Origin of the sequence: Lutibacter holmesii, from assembly GCF_042679665.1 — a bacterium.
GTDB classification, from domain to species: domain Bacteria; phylum Bacteroidota; class Bacteroidia; order Flavobacteriales; family Flavobacteriaceae; genus Lutibacter; species Lutibacter holmesii.
This window is the reverse complement of the sequence record NZ_JBHTMV010000003.1, coordinates 214,924-232,294: the sequence shown is the minus strand read 5'-3', so window position 1 is coordinate 232,294 and position 17,371 is coordinate 214,924. Positions and strand designations below refer to the sequence as shown.

19 protein-coding genes are annotated in these 17,371 nt (G+C 30.6%); 3 read left to right on the top strand and 16 right to left on the bottom strand.

All coding sequences use genetic code 11. The annotated features are described in order from the left end of the window. Window positions 1-28: 28 nt before the first annotated feature. The gene (locus ACFQ5N_RS03800) at window positions 29-1,009 is read right to left on the bottom strand and encodes a LuxE/PaaK family acyltransferase (RefSeq protein ID WP_386807872.1); all 981 of its coding nucleotides are present in this window, start codon (window positions 1,007-1,009) and stop codon (window positions 29-31) included. An 88-nt stretch (window positions 1,010-1,097) separates the two neighbouring features. Between ACFQ5N_RS03800 and ACFQ5N_RS03795 the strand changes: the two genes are divergently transcribed. From ACFQ5N_RS03795 to amaB, 3 genes are all read left to right on the top strand, one after another. Then, on the top strand, window positions 1,098-1,634 hold the full coding sequence (locus ACFQ5N_RS03795) for an RNA polymerase sigma factor (protein WP_386807871.1): 537 nt from the start codon (window positions 1,098-1,100) through the stop codon (window positions 1,632-1,634). A gap of 17 nt (window positions 1,635-1,651) precedes the next feature. Then, window positions 1,652-2,872: an outer membrane beta-barrel protein gene (locus ACFQ5N_RS03790; RefSeq protein ID WP_386807870.1), complete on the top strand. Its 1,221-nt coding sequence runs from the start codon at window positions 1,652-1,654 to the stop codon at window positions 2,870-2,872. A gap of 129 nt (window positions 2,873-3,001) precedes the next feature. After that, the gene (gene amaB / locus ACFQ5N_RS03785; protein ID WP_386807869.1) at window positions 3,002-4,543 is read left to right on the top strand and encodes an L-piperidine-6-carboxylate dehydrogenase; all 1,542 of its coding nucleotides are present in this window, start codon (window positions 3,002-3,004) and stop codon (window positions 4,541-4,543) included. A gap of 92 nt (window positions 4,544-4,635) precedes the next feature. On the opposite strand, the gene ACFQ5N_RS03780 is transcribed toward amaB, so the two are convergent. The 15 genes from ACFQ5N_RS03780 to porW form a co-directional block, all read right to left on the bottom strand. Next, window positions 4,636-5,367 (bottom strand): metallophosphoesterase, encoded by a 732-nt coding sequence (locus tag ACFQ5N_RS03780; protein WP_386807868.1) that lies wholly within the window; start codon window positions 5,365-5,367, stop codon window positions 4,636-4,638. A 39-nt stretch (window positions 5,368-5,406) separates the two neighbouring features. Continuing rightward, window positions 5,407-6,546, bottom strand: coding sequence for an ATP-binding protein (locus ACFQ5N_RS03775; RefSeq protein ID WP_386807867.1), 1,140 nt, complete (start codon window positions 6,544-6,546; stop codon window positions 5,407-5,409). A gap of 7 nt (window positions 6,547-6,553) precedes the next feature. Continuing rightward, complete coding sequence (locus tag ACFQ5N_RS03770) at window positions 6,554-7,309, bottom strand: SDR family NAD(P)-dependent oxidoreductase (RefSeq protein WP_386807865.1); 756 nt, start codon at window positions 7,307-7,309, stop codon at window positions 6,554-6,556. A 104-nt stretch (window positions 7,310-7,413) separates the two neighbouring features. Next, window positions 7,414-8,334 (bottom strand): hypothetical protein, encoded by a 921-nt coding sequence (locus ACFQ5N_RS03765; RefSeq protein WP_386807864.1) that lies wholly within the window; start codon window positions 8,332-8,334, stop codon window positions 7,414-7,416. A gap of 101 nt (window positions 8,335-8,435) precedes the next feature. Continuing rightward, window positions 8,436-8,906 carry a hypothetical protein gene (locus ACFQ5N_RS03760; RefSeq protein ID WP_386807863.1) on the bottom strand — a complete coding sequence of 157 codons (471 nt, stop codon included), beginning with the start codon at window positions 8,904-8,906 and terminating at the stop codon, window positions 8,436-8,438. Between the two features lie 99 nt (window positions 8,907-9,005). Continuing rightward, the gene (gene atpG, locus ACFQ5N_RS03755; protein ID WP_386807861.1) at window positions 9,006-9,866 is read right to left on the bottom strand and encodes an ATP synthase F1 subunit gamma; all 861 of its coding nucleotides are present in this window, start codon (window positions 9,864-9,866) and stop codon (window positions 9,006-9,008) included. Window positions 9,867-9,938: 72 nt separating this feature from the next. Next, window positions 9,939-11,516, bottom strand: a complete 1,578-nt coding sequence (gene atpA, locus ACFQ5N_RS03750) for a F0F1 ATP synthase subunit alpha (protein ID WP_386807860.1) — start codon at window positions 11,514-11,516, stop codon at window positions 9,939-9,941. Window positions 11,517-11,560: 44 nt separating this feature from the next. Beyond that, entirely contained in the window at window positions 11,561-12,103 is a 543-nt protein-coding gene (gene atpH, locus ACFQ5N_RS03745; RefSeq protein ID WP_386807859.1) for an ATP synthase F1 subunit delta, read from the bottom strand. A gap of 9 nt (window positions 12,104-12,112) precedes the next feature. Further along, window positions 12,113-12,613 carry a F0F1 ATP synthase subunit B gene (locus ACFQ5N_RS03740; RefSeq protein WP_386807858.1) on the bottom strand — a complete coding sequence of 167 codons (501 nt, stop codon included), beginning with the start codon at window positions 12,611-12,613 and terminating at the stop codon, window positions 12,113-12,115. Between the two features lie 87 nt (window positions 12,614-12,700). Beyond that, window positions 12,701-12,892 (bottom strand): ATP synthase F0 subunit C, encoded by a 192-nt coding sequence (gene atpE, locus ACFQ5N_RS03735; RefSeq protein ID WP_100613727.1) that lies wholly within the window; start codon window positions 12,890-12,892, stop codon window positions 12,701-12,703. Window positions 12,893-12,926: 34 nt separating this feature from the next. After that, a complete protein-coding gene (gene atpB, locus ACFQ5N_RS03730; RefSeq protein WP_386807857.1) occupies window positions 12,927-14,012 on the bottom strand; it encodes a F0F1 ATP synthase subunit A in 1,086 nt (361 codons plus the stop codon). A 123-nt stretch (window positions 14,013-14,135) separates the two neighbouring features. After that, entirely contained in the window at window positions 14,136-14,528 is a 393-nt protein-coding gene (locus ACFQ5N_RS03725) for a hypothetical protein (RefSeq protein ID WP_386807856.1), read from the bottom strand. Continuing rightward, window positions 14,500-14,739, bottom strand: a complete 240-nt coding sequence (locus tag ACFQ5N_RS03720) for an AtpZ/AtpI family protein (protein WP_386807855.1) — start codon at window positions 14,737-14,739, stop codon at window positions 14,500-14,502. The genes ACFQ5N_RS03725 and ACFQ5N_RS03720 overlap by 29 nt, the downstream gene beginning before the upstream one ends. Next, window positions 14,705-15,106: a bactofilin family protein gene (locus ACFQ5N_RS03715; protein ID WP_386807853.1), complete on the bottom strand. Its 402-nt coding sequence runs from the start codon at window positions 15,104-15,106 to the stop codon at window positions 14,705-14,707. Before ACFQ5N_RS03715 ends, ACFQ5N_RS03720 begins: the two co-directional genes overlap by 35 nt. Before the next feature lie 22 nt (window positions 15,107-15,128). Beyond that, a complete protein-coding gene (gene porW, locus ACFQ5N_RS03710; protein WP_386807851.1) occupies window positions 15,129-17,312 on the bottom strand; it encodes a type IX secretion system periplasmic lipoprotein PorW/SprE in 2,184 nt (727 codons plus the stop codon). Between the last annotated feature and the right edge of the window lie 59 nt (window positions 17,313-17,371).

Sequence of the window (17,371 nt, the reverse complement as noted above, 5' to 3'; positions counted from 1 at the left end):
ACCTGTTAGGTTTATTTAAAGTTGAGTCTTACTTCAGCAGCAACAAATTACAACCTCTAATATCAGAGTTATCAAAACGGCCTAATACTTCAAAAGTGTTGTTTGCATAGGTTTTACCTAAATCTTGCGTTGCAATAAACGAACACGAATTTACATTTGCCAAATCAACAACATTAATTCCACCTGATTTTCCTTCAGGTAACATTGTTAGCGCATCTTCCGTATCTCTTGTTAAAATTTTCATCCAAGGTGGACATTCAAAAATACCATTTCCTTTAGAGTATCCTTGGCTTAATAATTCAGTCATTCCATATTCAGAATGAATTTTATCAACTCCAAAACCACTACATAAAATTTCATGTAATTCTTCTCTAATCAATTCTTTTCTACGGCCTTTCATTCCGCCAGTTTCCATAACTACCGTATTTTTTAATTGAAAATTGTAGCTTTCAACCAAATCTAATAACGCAAAGGAAACCCCAATAAGTAGTATTTTTTCACCTTTTTCATCTAAAATTTTTAAATTTTTAGCTAATTCGTCTAAATTATTTAAATAAAAACCACTTTTAGGTTTTTTAGATTGTTGAATCAAATCATCAACCATATAAATTAATGAAGAACCATCACGTTCTAAATATGAAGGTAATAAAGCCAAAATGGTATACTCTTCAATATTTCCATAAAAATATTCAAAGCCTTTTCTAAAGCTTTCTTCATAAATAGCAACATCTGTAACCAAATGTTTACTTTGCTGCATTCCGGTTGTACCGCTACTTAAAAAGGTTTTTTGAATAGGTTCTTGCGAACTAACTATTTGGTGAGTTTTAAAAAACTGAATTGGTAAAAATGGGATATCTTTTACATTTTTTATAGCAAAAATATCTGTTTTTAAATGCGATAAAAACTCTTTATAAACAGAATTATGTTGCGCTTGAAATTGAAATATTTCCAAAGCAAATTGTTCAAACTCATTGATACCTTGAATGTTAAAAATACTTTTTCTCTTCATAAAATTGGGAAACGATGCAAAAGTAATGTAAATTTACGCAACCTATCACTCTTTTAGGTATCTTATTAATAATTAATAACGCTAGTATTTGAGTTTAAATAAACTTATAAAACGATGTGCGAATAACGACCGAAAGGCACAAGAAGAAATTTATCACCTTTTTGCTGGTAAATTGTTTTCTATATGCTTAAAATATTCAAAAAATAAGCAAGAAGCGCAAGATAATTTTCAAGATGGTTTTATAACTATTTTTGATAAAATTGAGCAATTTAAGTTTAATGGTTCGTTTGAAGGCTGGATGAAACGCGTTATGATTAACACTGTTTTAGTAAAGTACAGGAAAAAAAACGTGTTAAATATTGTTACAGAAGAGATTCCTGACGAAGTGATTGTTGACATTGATGATGATGAGGTTTCATTAGACTTTTTATTAAGTTTAATACAAGAATTACCTGATAGGTACAGAATGGTTTTTAACCTTTATGTATTGGATGGGCATTCTCATAGAGAAATTTCAAAAATGTTGCATATTGCAGAAGGCACATCAAAATCAAATTTAGCCCGAGCAAGAGCCATTTTAAAAAGTAAAATTGAAATGCATCAAGAAAGTCAGCAGTCTGTATAAGAATTGTATAGATAAAGGTGAGAGATTCAAAAAATATTGATAGATTATTTCAGGAAAACTTAAAAGATTATGAAGTTTTTCCTCCTAATAAATCATGGAACGCTATTGAAAATAAACTTAATGGTGTACCCAAAAAAACACGTTTTCCCTTTTGGGCCAAATTATCAAGTATTGCAGCACTATTTGTGCTGTTTTTTAGTGTAGGTACTATTTATTTTATGCCTGAAACTAATTTTACCAAAAATTTCCTTCCCAAAAAAAATGTGTCTCCTAAAAAAATAACTGAGGAAGAGAGTTCACCTAAAATAACAAGTACGCCAAATACTATTGAAACTACAAATAGTAAAGTTCAAAACAAGGTTATTAAATTGAACCCCGCATTTCAAAAAGAAATTCTTCCTATAGTTTCTACAAAAGAAATAGCTGTTGCTTCAAAAGCAAAAGAACCTTCTTTAGAAAAAAAACCTTTGAACAATTTAAACTTTTCAAATTCTAAAAAAATTCCGTTTACAGGAGCTTATACAGCGCCTCACATTCAAAAAGAAATTAGCGAAAGTAAATTTACAGTTGCAACTATTTTTGCGCCCATTTACTTTAATTCTTTTGGAGACGGCTCAAGTGTTGACGCGCAATTTAACCATAACGAAACTTCAGGAAAATCATCCTATTCATATGGTGTTAAATTCTCTTATAAACTAAATAAAAAATTTAGTTTACAATCTGGTGTAAACCTAATTAGTTTAGGGCAAACAACAAACAATGTTTATGTTACACCTGGTGTAGCAGTAGTTGGTTTATCTAATATTTCAAATTTACCTACCTTAGGTAAAAGTAATGCTGATTTAGCAAAATCAGGATCTAATTTCAATTCTGAAAACGCTGCAAGTTTAAATCAAGTTTTTGGATATATAGAAATTCCTGTTGAAATAAAATACAACATTACCGATGGTAAAATTGGTTTAAATGTAATTGGAGGAATTAGTACTTTACTTTTAAATAAAGACGAAGTTTTTGTTGAAACAAATTCATTTTCACAAAGTATAGGTAGTTCAAACAACCTAAGAGATATTAACTTTAGCGGTAACTTTGGTTTAGATGTAGATTACTCTATCTATAAAAATTTATTCATAAATGTTACACCAATGTTTAAAGTACAAACAAATACATTCTCTAAAAATGATGGAGGAATTCAATCCTATTATTTAGGAATTTACACAGGATTAAATTATAAGTTTTAGTTGGTTTATTATTTGGTTGGTTACCAAATATTGAATGAAGAAAAGCCATTTCAAATGTGAAATGGCTTTACTTTTTAACCGTTTTTTATTTGTAGCTTTGTTAGCAACCTAAACTAAACTATTTGCTTTATGAAATCTTTGGCTATTCAAAATACTCTTGAGTTATTACATATTAAAACTACAAATTTAGGAACCTCAACAGGTGCTAATTTCTTTGGAAATGGTGCTGAAATTGAATCGTTTTCTCCGGTTGATGGTAAACTAATTGGTAAGGTAACTACAACAACTAAAGAAGAATATGAAAAAGTTGTTAAAACTGCTCAAGCAGCTTTTAAAACTTGGCGGGTAATGCCAGCACCTCAAAGAGGTGAAATAGTGCGTCAATTTGGAAATAAATTACGCGAATTAAAACAACCTTTAGGCGAATTAGTTTCTTATGAAATGGGAAAATCTCTACAAGAAGGTTTGGGTGAAGTTCAAGAAATGATTGACATTTGCGATTTTGCAGTTGGTTTATCACGTCAACTACACGGTTTAACTATGCATTCTGAGCGTCCTGGACACAGAATGTATGAACAATACCATCCTTTAGGAATTGTTGGAATAATTTCAGCATTTAATTTTCCTGTTGCAGTTTGGAGTTGGAATACTGCTTTAGCTTGGATTTGTGGTGATGTTTGTATTTGGAAAGCTTCAGAAAAAGCACCACTTTGCTCAATTGCTTGTCAAAATATTATTGCTGAAGTTTTAAAGAAAAATGACTTACCTGAAGGAATTTCGTGCATTATAAATGGCGATTATAAAGTAGGAGAATTTATGACAACCGATAAACGAATTCCTTTAATTTCAGCAACTGGTTCAACTAGAATGGGAAAAATTGTAGGGAAAACAGTTGGTGAACGTTTAGGAAAATCGTTACTAGAATTAGGAGGAAACAATGCTATAATTGTAACACCTGATGCCGATTTAAAAATGACTATAATTGGTGCTGTTTTTGGTGCTGTTGGTACCGCAGGGCAGCGTTGTACTTCAACACGTAGATTAATAATTCACGAATCTATGTACCATAAAGTTAAAGACGCTTTGGTTAGAGCTTATAAACAATTACGCATTGGAAACCCGTTAGACGAAACCAATCACGTTGGACCATTAATTGATACCGATGCTGTTAAAATGTATGAGAATGCTTTAGAAAAAGCAGTTAAAGAAGGTGGAAACAAAATTGTTGAAGGCGGCGTTTTAAATGGTGAAGGTTATGAAAGCGGTTGCTATGTAAAACCAGCCATTGTGGAGGCTGAAAATCATTATGAAATTGTACAACACGAAACATTTGCGCCTATTTTATATTTATTAAAATATGCTGGAAATGTTGAAAATGCCATTGAAATACAGAATAATGTTGCGCAAGGTTTATCTTCAGCAATTATGACTAATAATTTACGTGAAGCCGAAGCATTTTTATCGCACGCAGGTTCAGATTGTGGAATTGCCAATGTAAACATTGGAACTTCAGGTGCTGAAATTGGTGGCGCTTTTGGTGGTGAAAAAGAAACCGGTGGCGGTAGAGAATCTGGTTCTGATGCTTGGAAAGTTTATATGCGTAGACAAACCAACACTATTAATTACACAACCGAATTACCTTTAGCACAAGGTATAAAATTTGATTTGTAAATATCCTTTGTCATTCTGAATGTAGTGCTAACTGGATGAAAAATCTACTCTTTTTTAGTTAGATTCTTCACTTTCGTTCAGAATGACAATTGCTAATTTCTTCCTTTTTCATTAGCATATAATTTATAAGCAGGTTCACTTTGCCAATATTCTTTGGTGTCTACATCTAATATGGTTAAAGGACCTTTAAAAGCTGCTGCCGTATCAATATTCCAAACATTTGCACGTTGTTGTGGTGTAGTTTCATTAATTCTAGATAAAACAGTATGACCAATATAAATTTCGGCATAATGCTTTAATCTTTTAGGATAATAAATACTCTCTAATGTTAAGTTTTTATCCATTGCTAAAACCATTTCCCACAATGTTCTATCCCAATAAAAACTTTTTGAAAACGCCTCTTTTTCTACTCCGTGTTCATTGGTAAAACCCGCGTGTAAAAACAGTCTGTTTTCAGTGTCTAAATAATAATTTTCTAATTCGCTTAAAAACTGAATATGAACATCAATTTCTCCTTCAGTCAGTTTCTTATAGGAATCTATAGTTGCTTGACCTCCGTGCAATAACCATTGCGGATTGTGTTTTTCTTTCTGAAGCCAATCTAAAAATAGCTCGTCATGATTTCCTTTTATAAATACACAATTATGTGTAGTTTTTAGTGTAATTAAATAATTTACTAAGTTGGCAGCATCACTCCAACCATCAACATAATCACCTAAAAAAATAAGGGTATCGTTTTCAGTTACATTTGCTCTCTCCATTGCTTGTTCAAGTGCTTTTAAAGCTCCGTGCAAATCTCCAATAACTAACGTTCTACTTTTCATATTAAAAAATTTAGCCGTAAAAATAACAATTTATATTTACTAATTGTATTTTACTTTTCTTAGTACTCGAACGGCTTCTTTGTATTTTACGTAGGTTGAAATATTAGGTAAATTTTTTAAATAAGGTTTTGCTTCTATTAATTTTTGGTGCGCATTAGGAATATTATTTAACACACAAAGCATATAAATAGTAGGTAATTCTTTTAAATCAATTTCCTCTAATTGTGTAAGTGGCGACTCATTTTTTAACTTTTCTAATATTACATTACAATTGTTAAAAACGTGATGTAAAATATATAAATCAAATTTTGGTGGTTGAAATAAATATTCTGTAACAATATCGTGCTTTCCATTATCTTTAAAATGAATAACAGTTTTCTCTAACGGGTAATAATCAAATTCTTCTTTTATACCTAAATACACATACTCTGTAATTCTGAAAGAAGTAGTATTAAACTCAATTTTAACTTCATCTAAAGCTGAATAAAACAAACGTACTTGCTCTGTAATTAATTCAATATCAACACGTGAATAAAATATTTTTTCTCCTACTTGTTTCTTTTTTCCTGCCCAACACAGTACAAACTGCTCATTAAAAACCTTATACGTTGGGTGGTATTTATTTTTATGACGCTCCATAAAATCAAACACGCCATCTAAGGTTAATTTAATATTATTACTTGCGCTTTTTTCTATAGACTCAACAATAGATTTATTGGTGCTTTTTAGTTCAAATTCCCCAAAAGTTGACATTGAGTTACTGCCTCTTCTATAAAAAATACAACCCATTTCATATTTCCAAATTCCTTTTTTTAAAGACGTTACTTTATTATTTGGACCAATGGTTACTAAGCCAACAACTTTATGCCTTGGTAAACTAGGAAAGGCAATATTTTGGTATTGAATTTTTGGCGGGTTTTTTAAATATGAATTAACTAAATTTTGAATTTTACTATCGTCATAAAAATCAACACCTTTAATAATATTTAGCTGGTCTTCAACCCCAATTACAATATAAGAATTGTTTTCAGGGTTTGAATTTGAAAGCGCGCAAATATGTTTTAAAAACTTTGCTTTTCCTTCTTTGGTATTTAGCGTTATTTTTTGCTTTTTATCATAAAAACTATTTTCGTCAATATGAGCTAATAAATTTTTTACAAGAAGACGCCTGTTTATCATTTGAAAATTATTCTTTATTTAAAATAGTAGCACTTGCTTGTGCTGTAGGATACACTACTAAATCTTCAATATTTACATGCCCTGGTCTAGTTACTACAAAATGAATAATTTCAGCAATATCTTTGGCTTGTAAAGCATTATAGCCTGCATATACATTTTTAGCTTTTTTTGTATCGCCTTTAAACCTAACTTCAGAAAACTCTGTTTCAACTGCACCTGGATGAATTGCAGAAACCCTAATATTATGTTTGTTTAAGTCTATACGCATTCCTTTATTTAAGGCGTTTACAGCGTGTTTAGAAGCGCAATACACATTTCCGTTAGGATATACTTCTTTTCCTGCTATAGAGCCTATATTTACTATAAAACCATCGTTTCTTGCAACCATTTGAGGAATAATAGCTTTTGACACATACAACAATCCTTTTACGTTAATATCAAGCATAGCATCCCAATCATCTATACTTCCATCTTGAATGGTACTAAGGCCATGTGCATTCCCAGCATTGTTAATTAAAATATCAATTTTTTGATATTTTGTTGGTAGTGATTCAATTGCCTTAAATACTTCCTCTTTGTTACGAACATCAAATTGCAAGGTGGTAACATTGGTGAATTTTTCTAATGTTTCTTTCAATTCATTTAAGCGTTCAATTCGTCTTCCACAAAGAATTAGATTGAAATTATTTTTTGCAAACATTTCGGCGGTTGCTTTTCCTATTCCTGAAGTTGCTCCAGTTATAAATGCTGTTTTATGATTCATTTTCATTTTATTTTTGAAATATAAAGATACAAAAAAACCACTCCGACCAAGGAGTGGTTTTTGTTAGTTGGCAAAAAGCCAACTAATAATCAACTAACCAAACTTTATTTTCTATTTTGTCTATCTTTTGTTTTTCTAACTACTTTTGTTCTTTTTCTACCATCAATACTAACATCTTCAGTTTTATTTGTTTTACCATCAGATTTTAAATACTGAAGAAAATTGTTTCCTGCGAACTCATATGTTGTTCCTGATGCATTGTGATACAAACTAATTTGTTCATCATTTATAACGCTTAGTTCAAACTCTTCAGTACCATTTAAATCATAAGCTAATGTTAATATTTTTAGGTTATCATACCCAGTAACATCGTACACTTCATAGTCTCCTTCAAAATCCCAAATCAGGTTTGCAATATCTGTGCCAACTTCATCTTGAGAAGAATAAAAAGTTGTTATATTTTCAGGTGTAAAAGCTAAAAAATTCTCATAATCAAACTCATTTACCTCACCTCCAATAACTGCCGTTTTTTCCCAAGCTTCATATTCTTGTAAAAAATATTCTATATTGTCATAAAATACCTTGTCAAAATCAAAGCTACTTTTTTGATAACCTTCTAAATAATATGCAACATTATTAAAAGTATCTACAATTTTTATACTATTTGAGGACAGTTCAACCACATCTAAATCGTAATAACCATCAATAGTATGGTTAATTTCTAAATAACCGTTATAAGTATCATAACGTCCAACTTGAATTCCGTAACCATCACCCGTAAATCCTATTCCAACAATATTGTTATTGGCATATAATTTTCCATTTAAAAATGAAATTGTAAATGCATTTGATAAAAAAGGAATGTCACCTGTACCTTCGGTTCTATTATAATCTACATACCATATGTCATAATTTGTAACAACATCTTCAAGTGTTGGTGGGTAATAAATGTCATTATTTACACTACAAGATATGGTAGCGCTTGTAATAAATAGAATTGCTATAAGTAATTTTATGGTTTTCATACGCGTTTGGTTTTAGTTACAGTAAGTAAATTTCAAATTCTATGCCAAAAATAAATTATCGAAAAAGTAATATTTAAATAACTTATTTTCAGTTAATTAATTTAATTTAAACTTACTTTTATAACGTTTGAAATTTTATGAAAATAATTTTTCCCTTTATAAAGGTAACTTACAACTGCTTCATTCTCTTTTAAATCAAAAGGAATTTTTGTTGAAGTATGAGGAACTTGATTTCCAAATTCATTTTTTGAATTTATATCTAACTGCAAATCTAGTTTAGAGTTTGGCACAACTATAGTGGCTGAATAGGTTTCAGGTTCTTTATTAAATATTAACGGTGTAATTGTATTTCTAAAGAATACGGTGTCTAAAACTACAGCTGAATTATTGGTTTTTATTGTTATTAAAAAACCATTTTCACTTGGCTTACTACCTTTCCAATTTGAATACGTTGCCTTTAAAACTTTAAAAGGTGGATTATTCTCCGAAATTTTTGCTGTTGAACTGCAACTAAAAAATAATAATAAACCAATTACTGCAATTCCAATATGTGCTGTTTTTAATGTTTTCATAAATATATATTAACAAAGTACGTACCAAATTACAAAAAAAGAGCCTATCAATGTTTTGATAGGCTCTTTTTAATATAAAAATTTTGTCTTGAAGTTAGCTTAATTGTTTAAAGCCTCAGCTCCACCAACAATTTCTAAAATTTCATTGGTAATTGCAGCTTGACGTGCTTTGTTGTACGTTAACAATAAATCGTTACGTAAATCTGTAGCATTATCAGTTGCTTTGTGCATTGCTGTCATACGTGCACCGTGTTCCGAAGCAAAAGAATCTCTAATTGCTTTGTACAATTGTGTTTTTAATGATTTTGGAATCAATTCTAACACAATTTCTGATTTAGATGGCTCAAAAATATAATCAGCATTTACATTAGTTTCACCTTCAACAGGTTCAATTGGTAAAAACTGCTCAACTTTTACAATTTGAGTTGCTGCATTTTTAAATTGATTGTAAACCAATTCAACTTTATCATAAGTTCCTTCAGCAAATAAAGTCATTAACTTATCAGCAATTACGGCTACATTATCAAAGGTTAAATCATCATAAACATCATTATTGTTTTCAACAATTGTTTGTGTTTTTGATAAAATATCGTTTCCTTTTTTACCTATGGTAAGTAAGTCAACTTGTTTACCTTTATAAGTTCCTTCAATACTTTTAATAGTTTCTTTAATTATAGATGAATTAAAACCACCGCACAAACCTCTATTTGAAGTAATTGCTACTAATAATACTTTTGAAACTTCTCTTTGTTCAGAATAAACTCCACCAACATCACCGTCTAAAGTAGCACTTAAACTTTGTAAAAGTTCTGTTAACTTATTGGCATACGGACGCATTTGTGTAATTGCATCTTGTGCTTTTTTCAACTTTGCTGCCGATACCATTTTCATGGCACTGGTAATTTGCATTGTTGAACCAATGGATGTAATTCTGTTACGTATTTCTTTTAAGTTTGCCATTTATTTATGGTATTGAGTATTAAAAATCAAGTATTGAAATTATAGGTTTCAATACTTGATATTAAAATATTTTTAAGCGTATTTAGCTGAAACTTCTTTAGCTGCACTTGTTAAGGTATCAATAACCTCATCAGTTAATTTACCAGCTTTTAACGTATCTAAAGTATCTTTATGCTTTGCGTTTAAGTAATCAATATAGTCGCGTTCAAATTCTTTTACTTTTTCAACAGGAACACTACTTAATAAGTTTTTAGAACCTGCATAAATAATAGCAACTTGATCTTCAACTTTAAAAGGATCACTTTGATTTTGTTTTAAAATCTCAACGTTACGTTTTCCTTTTTCAATTACATTTAAGGTAGCTGCATCTAAATCAGATCCAAACTTCGCGAAAGCTTCTAACTCACGGAATTGTGCTTGATCTAATTTTAAAGTACCTGCTACTTTTTTCATTGATTTAATTTGTGCATTACCACCAACACGAGATACAGAAATACCTACGTTAATTGCTGGACGAACTCCTGAGTTGAATAAATCACCATCTAAGAATATTTGTCCGTCAGTAATTGAAATTACGTTTGTTGGGATATATGCAGAAACATCACCCGCTTGTGTTTCAATAATTGGCAATGCCGTTAAAGAACCACCACCTTTTACCATTCCTTTTAAAGAATCTGGTACATCATTCATTTGCGCAGCAATCGCATCATTATTAATCACTTTTGCAGCACGTTCTAATAAACGAGAGTGTAAGTAAAATACATCTCCAGGATACGCCTCACGTCCTGGTGGACGACGTAAAATTAAAGAGATCTCACGGTATGCAACTGCTTGTTTAGATAAATCATCATACACAATTAAAGCTGGACGACCAGTATCTCTAAAATACTCACCAATTGCAGCACCTCCCATTGGAGCATATACTTGCATAGATGCAGGATCAGATGCATTGGCAGCAACAATAGTTGTATAAGCCATAGCTCCTTTTTCTTCTAATAAGTTTGCAATTCCAGCAACCGTAGATGCTTTTTGACCAATTGCAACATATATACAATATACTGGTTCCCCAGCATCGTAAAATTCTTTTTGATTGATAATAGTATCAATAGCAACTGTAGATTTACCAGTTTGACGGTCACCAATAATAAGTTCACGTTGACCTCTACCTACAGGAATCATAGCATCAACTGCTTTTACACCTGTTTGTAATGGCTCTGTTACTGGCTCACGGAATAAAACTCCTGGAGCTTTACGCTCTAAAGGCATTTCAAAAGTTTCCCCTTGAATAGGACCTTTACCATCAATAGGAAGACCTAGCGTGTTTACAACACGTCCAATAATACCTTCACCAACTTTTAATGAAGCAATTCTTTCAGTACGTTTTACAGTAGTTCCTTCTTTGATGTTTTTGGAAGCTCCTAATAAAACAACACCAACGTTGTCTTCTTCTAAGTTAAGTACCAGACCTTCTAGTCCATCTTCAAACTCAACAAGTTCACCGTATTGTGCATTTGCTAAACCGTAAACACGGGCAATACCATCACCTACTTGCAAAACTGTTCCTACCTCATCCAATGAAGCAGCACCGTCGAATCCTGCTAATTGTTGTTTTAAAATTGCTGATACTTCAGCTGGTTTTATTGATGCCATTTTTTATTTTTTTTAAAACTATTTATTGTTCGTCAAATTTGAAATTAACTTTCGTTTTCAAATTGTCTTTTTAATACTTGTAATTTGTTTGCAACACTTGCATCGTATTGAACATCGCCAATACGTAAAATAAATCCTCCAATAATATCAGGATTTACAATATTTTCAATGGTTGCTTCTTTTCCTGTAATTTCCTTCACTTTAAGTAAAACTTGTTTATTTAAAGCGTCAGTTAAAGGAACTGCTGAAGTTACTTTGGCTACTTCAATTCCTTTTAATGCGTCAAAAAGAAGTGTATATTTTTTTGCTACATCTTCTAAAATAGGCAATCTTTTATTTTCAATTAAAAGATCAATTAACCCAAAAGATAAGCTAGAAATTTTGTTTGAGAAAACTTCTTTTAAAGCTGATTTTTTAATATCTGATTTTAAAATTGGGCTGTTTAGCAACAATTGTAAATCTGTATTTTCTTCAATTGTGTTTGCTACTAACAACATATCATTATTCACTTCAACTTCTTTAGTTTGTTCAAGTGAAAAGCTTAATATGGCTTTTGCATAACGTACTGCTGCTCTAGATCCGCTCATTTCAATAATTTAGCTAATAGTAACTTCTTTTAACATATCTTCAACAAGTTGAACTTGTTTCTTTTGGTCAGTTAATTCTGCTCTCACTACTTTTTCAGCAATGCTAATAGACAATTCAGCTACTTGATTTTTTAAATCGGAAATTGCTGCTTGTTTTTCTGCTTGAATTGTTGCTTGAGCTTGTTCAACTACTTTATTTGCTTGTACTTGCGCTTCTTCTTTTGCTTCAGTAATAATGCTATCTTTCATTTCACGTGCTTCTTTTAAAAGAGTATCACGTTCAGCACGTGCTTCTTTTAAAATACGCTCATTATCAGCATTAAGGTTTTGCATTTCTTTACGTGCATTTTCAGCTTCGTCTAATGCACTTTTAATACCTTCTTCTCTTTCACTTACCGCGTTTAAAATTGGCTTCCACGCAAATTTCTTTAATAAAAGTACTAGTAATATAAATAGTACTGTTTGCCAAACAAACAAACCTAAAGAAAACTGTTCTATTAACTTATCCATTTTTTAAGAGTTGTAGTTATAATTAATGTAATTAAAAATTTAAACAATAGCTACAACCAATCGTTGTAGCTATTTGTTTGTTTTTTCTTAAGCTGCAAATAAAGCAGCAAATCCAATACCTTCAATCAAAGCTGCTGCAATAAGCATAGCTGTTTGAATTTTTCCTGAAGCTTCTGGTTGACGTGCAATAGCGTCCATTGCTGATCCACCAATTCTACCAATACCTAATCCAGCACCGATAACGATTAAACCTGCTCCTACAATAGTTGGAATTTCCATAATGTATATATATTAATTAATTAAACATTCAATTTTAATGATCATCATGTTCTTCTACCGCCATACCAAAGTACAATGCAGATAACATAGTGAAAATATAAGCTTGTAGCGCTGCTACTAATAATTCTAATAACGAAAGGGCAAATGCCAATCCAAATGATAAAGGACTACCAATCCAGTTTTTGAAAATAAACATTAATCCAATAATACTCATTAATACAATATGACCTGCTGTAATGTTTGCATACAAACGAATCATTAATGAAAATGGCTTAATAATAGTTCCTAATAACTCAATAGGTGCTAAAATTATTTTCATTGGCCACGGCACACCTGGCATCCAAAATATGTGTTTCCAGTAATTTCCATTTGCTGTAAACGTTGTTAAAAAATATGTGATTAACGCCAATGACAATGTTACTGCAATATTGTTAGTTACATTTACACCTAGTGGTGTTAAACCTAATAAATTGATAATCCAAACAAAGAAAAATACTGTTAATAAATAACTCATGTATTTTTTATACTTTTTCTCTCCAATATTTGGAATGGCAATATCATCACGAATATATAAAACTAGTGGCTCTAATAAACGGCCAATTCCTGTAGGCATTAAATTATTTTTTTGGTATGATTTAGCCATTCTGCTAAACATAAATAACATTAAAAGTCCTACTAAAAATATAACAGTAATATTTTTTGTGAATGAAAAATCTAATGGTTTTGCATTTGTTGGGTGATGGTGATCGTCTAAAGTTATAGTACCTTCAGCATCTGTTTTGTAAATTTTATTATGAAAAACTTTGTAGTAATTTCCATCAACTTCAGCTACAGTTTCACCGTGATGAAATTTAGATGATGAAAATATTTTTAACCCGCCATCCCATAAAATTACAGGTAATGGAGCTCCAATATACACGTGCTCTCCTGCATCGTTTGTGTATGAAAACAAACTAAAATCGTACGAGTCTAATAAATGGTGGTTAATGTATTCTTTAATTTCAACTTTAATACTTTTTTCTTCTGGTTTATGCTCTTCAGAGGATTCTTGTGAGTGAACCGTTGATGTTACTACAAATAGTAATAAAACAAGTATTTTAATAAATTTATTTTTATACATAAAAGCTGTAATTAGCAGTGTTACCTAAAAAATTTCTTGCAAAGGTACATTTTTAAATTAGAAAATTAAATATATTTTATTTACTTTTTTAAAGGTAATAAAACTCTCTATATTAAAGACTTATCAGTCCTTATTTAATAGTTTAATAAGGTAGTATATTTCTACCAATAAACAAGCTAAATAAGGGATTAAAAATGAAATAGCCTCTAATTTACTTACCGTACCATTTGCTTTAAAAGTTGGTTGAAAAAAAATAAAATACACACCAAACTTTAAAAAACTACCTCCCATAAAAATAAACCCTAAAAGATCTAAATACTTTTTTCTAAAAAAGTATAATAAACCATAAATTACAATGGCCAAAATCACATTTACTATATATGATTGGACAATTAGGTTGCTAAATATGGGAACTTGTAAATATTGTAAAATTGCAATATGAATTCCAAAAATTAATACTAAAAAAACTGTTAATTTAATTAAAAAATTAATTGCCGGATTTATCATATTTATCATTGATTTTTTTTAACTGAGCCAAAATACTCCACATAGCTATTACCAATGAAAGCAATGTTAATATTAACGTAAATGTTTTGTTAGTTTCAAAATGAGCATCTAATTTTTTTCCAAAATAGGCTCCTAAGTAAATAGTAATTCCCATTTGAAAAGCAACACCTGTAAGTGCAATATATTTATGAAGCTGTTTTTTCTTTTGAGGCTTGTCCATTATTCAATTCTTTCACTGAGCCTTTCATTGCGCAACTTGCGTTAAACTCAGCTCCTGGCTCAACAGATAATTTACTAATAACCACATCACCTGAAATATTAGCTGTTGCCTTTAAGGTTAATAAATTTTCAACAAATAATTCGCCCGAAAATTTTCCTTCAATATCTGCATTGGCACATACTACTTTTCCTATGGCTGTTCCTGATTTTCCAATAATAACACGCCCTTTAGTTGTAACAGTACCTTCAACTTTACCATCAATTCTAAAATCTCCTTCTGAAACAATATCACCAACAATTGTTGTGTTGGTTCCAATTATATTTCGTTCTAAAATTTGAGGTGATTTATCTTTTTTTTCTGAAAACATGACTTTTAATTTTTTTGGGGGTTTAAATTTTTGAATTAATTGATTGCAATACTTCTTCAGCTTTTTTTCCTTCTTCTGTATTTGGGTAATTTGTTAACACAAATTCAAGGGCATTTTTAAACGCATCAACACCTTCTTTTTTACCAATAGCATAAGCTTTTAACAATTCAAACTTTGCAACTATTGCTTGCCCTTCATACGCAATTATTGCTTTGTTAGATTTTTCTATTACACTATTAAAATCTTCGTTTTTATATTCATGAAATGCATTTGCGTACATACTTTCTGGGGAATTGCTAGTATCGGCATTTGATATTTCTGTAGGGTTTAAAATAATTTTTGCATACTTTGAATCTGGATAATTTGATGTAATATCATTTTTATACACTGCTGCTTTTTCACTATTTAACGTTGTATACATTTTATATAAATGATATTTTAATGGAATTAAAATGTCATTTTTTGGGTTAAAAGTAAGCAGTTTTTCAAGTTTTGAAATAGCTAAATCTATTTCTTTAAATTGTGACTTGTAAATAATTCCTAAGTTATAATAAGCGTTGTTACGTTCGCGCACAACTACGTCAATCTCATCTTGCGTTGAAGGAAGCTGGGCAATATAAGTAGCAACATCATACTTTTGAGAGGCATCAATTTGTGGAGTTGTTGTTTCTACGGTTGTAATTGTAGTGTTATTTAACTGCATTTTATTACTTAAACGCCAATTATCTTCTAACGGTCTATTTCCCCAAATTTTTAAAAACTCTTGTTGTCCAAATCCGGCAGACTGCGTGTTATAAAAATACCACTTTCCGCTATTACTTGATCCTCCAATATCGTTTGCATTGTAAAAAGATGAACCTGTGTTTCCTTGCAACTCTTGGGCTAACAATTTACGTTCTTCTTCAGCTTGTAACTTTTTAATATAGCTATTAAAATAGTTATTTTGTTCTTCTGGAGACATTGCAACTATTTCTAAAATACTGTCATTTTTTTTAGCAATATCTTCATACGCAATAACCTCATCTAAATTATTTCGTTTTCTTTTTATACTTCTAATACGTTTACTATTTTCATTTGTTGAAATTTGTAAAATACTGTCGTAATAGGCTCCGGCTGTACTAAATTCTGCTTTATCAAAATAAATATTTCCAATAGCTTCGTAACTTAATTCTTTTTGAAACGAGTTATTAGTACTAGTTTCAACAGCATTTTTATAATAATATAAAGCTGTTTCTACATCATCTTGAGCGGTAATTTCTCCTAACCTAAAATACAATTCGTCTAAATATTCACGGTTGTAACGATCTTTTATTAAACGCTCAAGCTCTTCAATCATTACCAAAGCTTCTTCTTTATTTGAAACATTTTTAGCCTGTTCAATTTCAGCGTGAATTTTATATTTATACGGTGATTTTTTTAAGTCTATCACTTTTTGAAAAGCAATATTTGCTGAATCTCGTTCATTTTTATTTTGATACAATTGTCCCAAAACAAACAAATTTCTAGCTGTTTGCTCTTTATTATAATCAGTTACAACAGCTTGATTTAAATGATAAATTACCTGCGGAATACTATCTAAACTTTGGTATGCCATTGCTAAAGTTGTGTGAGCACTTTCCAAATCAATTTTTGAAATAGATTCTTTGGTTAGCAATGTTTTTAAACGGTCAATTGCAATTTCTTCATTTCGCAAACGAACGTGTGTTTTTGAGCGCCAAATCCAAGCTTCATCTATTAAATCTGCCGTTGGATAATTAATAATAATATAGTTAAAGGCTTCTAATGAAGGCACAAATCTTTTTGAATAATAACGTGCTTTTCCTAATAATAAGTAAGCAGCATCAATTTGGCTATTGCGCTCTTGACGTGCAATTAGCATAGAGTGCTTTTGAATTGCTTTTACAGCCTTTTCTTCAGCTCTTTCAAACTCTTGAGGGGAACTATCAGTATCGCCCATCATTCCGGGCATTGCTAATTCATCAACTTTTAAAGGTTCAATAGGTAAAACGTCCCAATAATTATCTTCATAATTAGCATTTAAAGCTTCTAAACCTTGCAAAAATGCCTGCTCACCATTAAATAAAACATTGTATTTTGTTGAAATAGCGTGGTATTGCCTATTTACAAAAGCATCTTTTTTGGTGGAACAACTATAGGCTACAATAAAGGTTAAAAAAACCGCAGCTATTTTATATATATTTTTCAATAGAATCTAATTTACATTCCTTTTAAACTAAACACACACACTATTTATTGTTAAAAGGG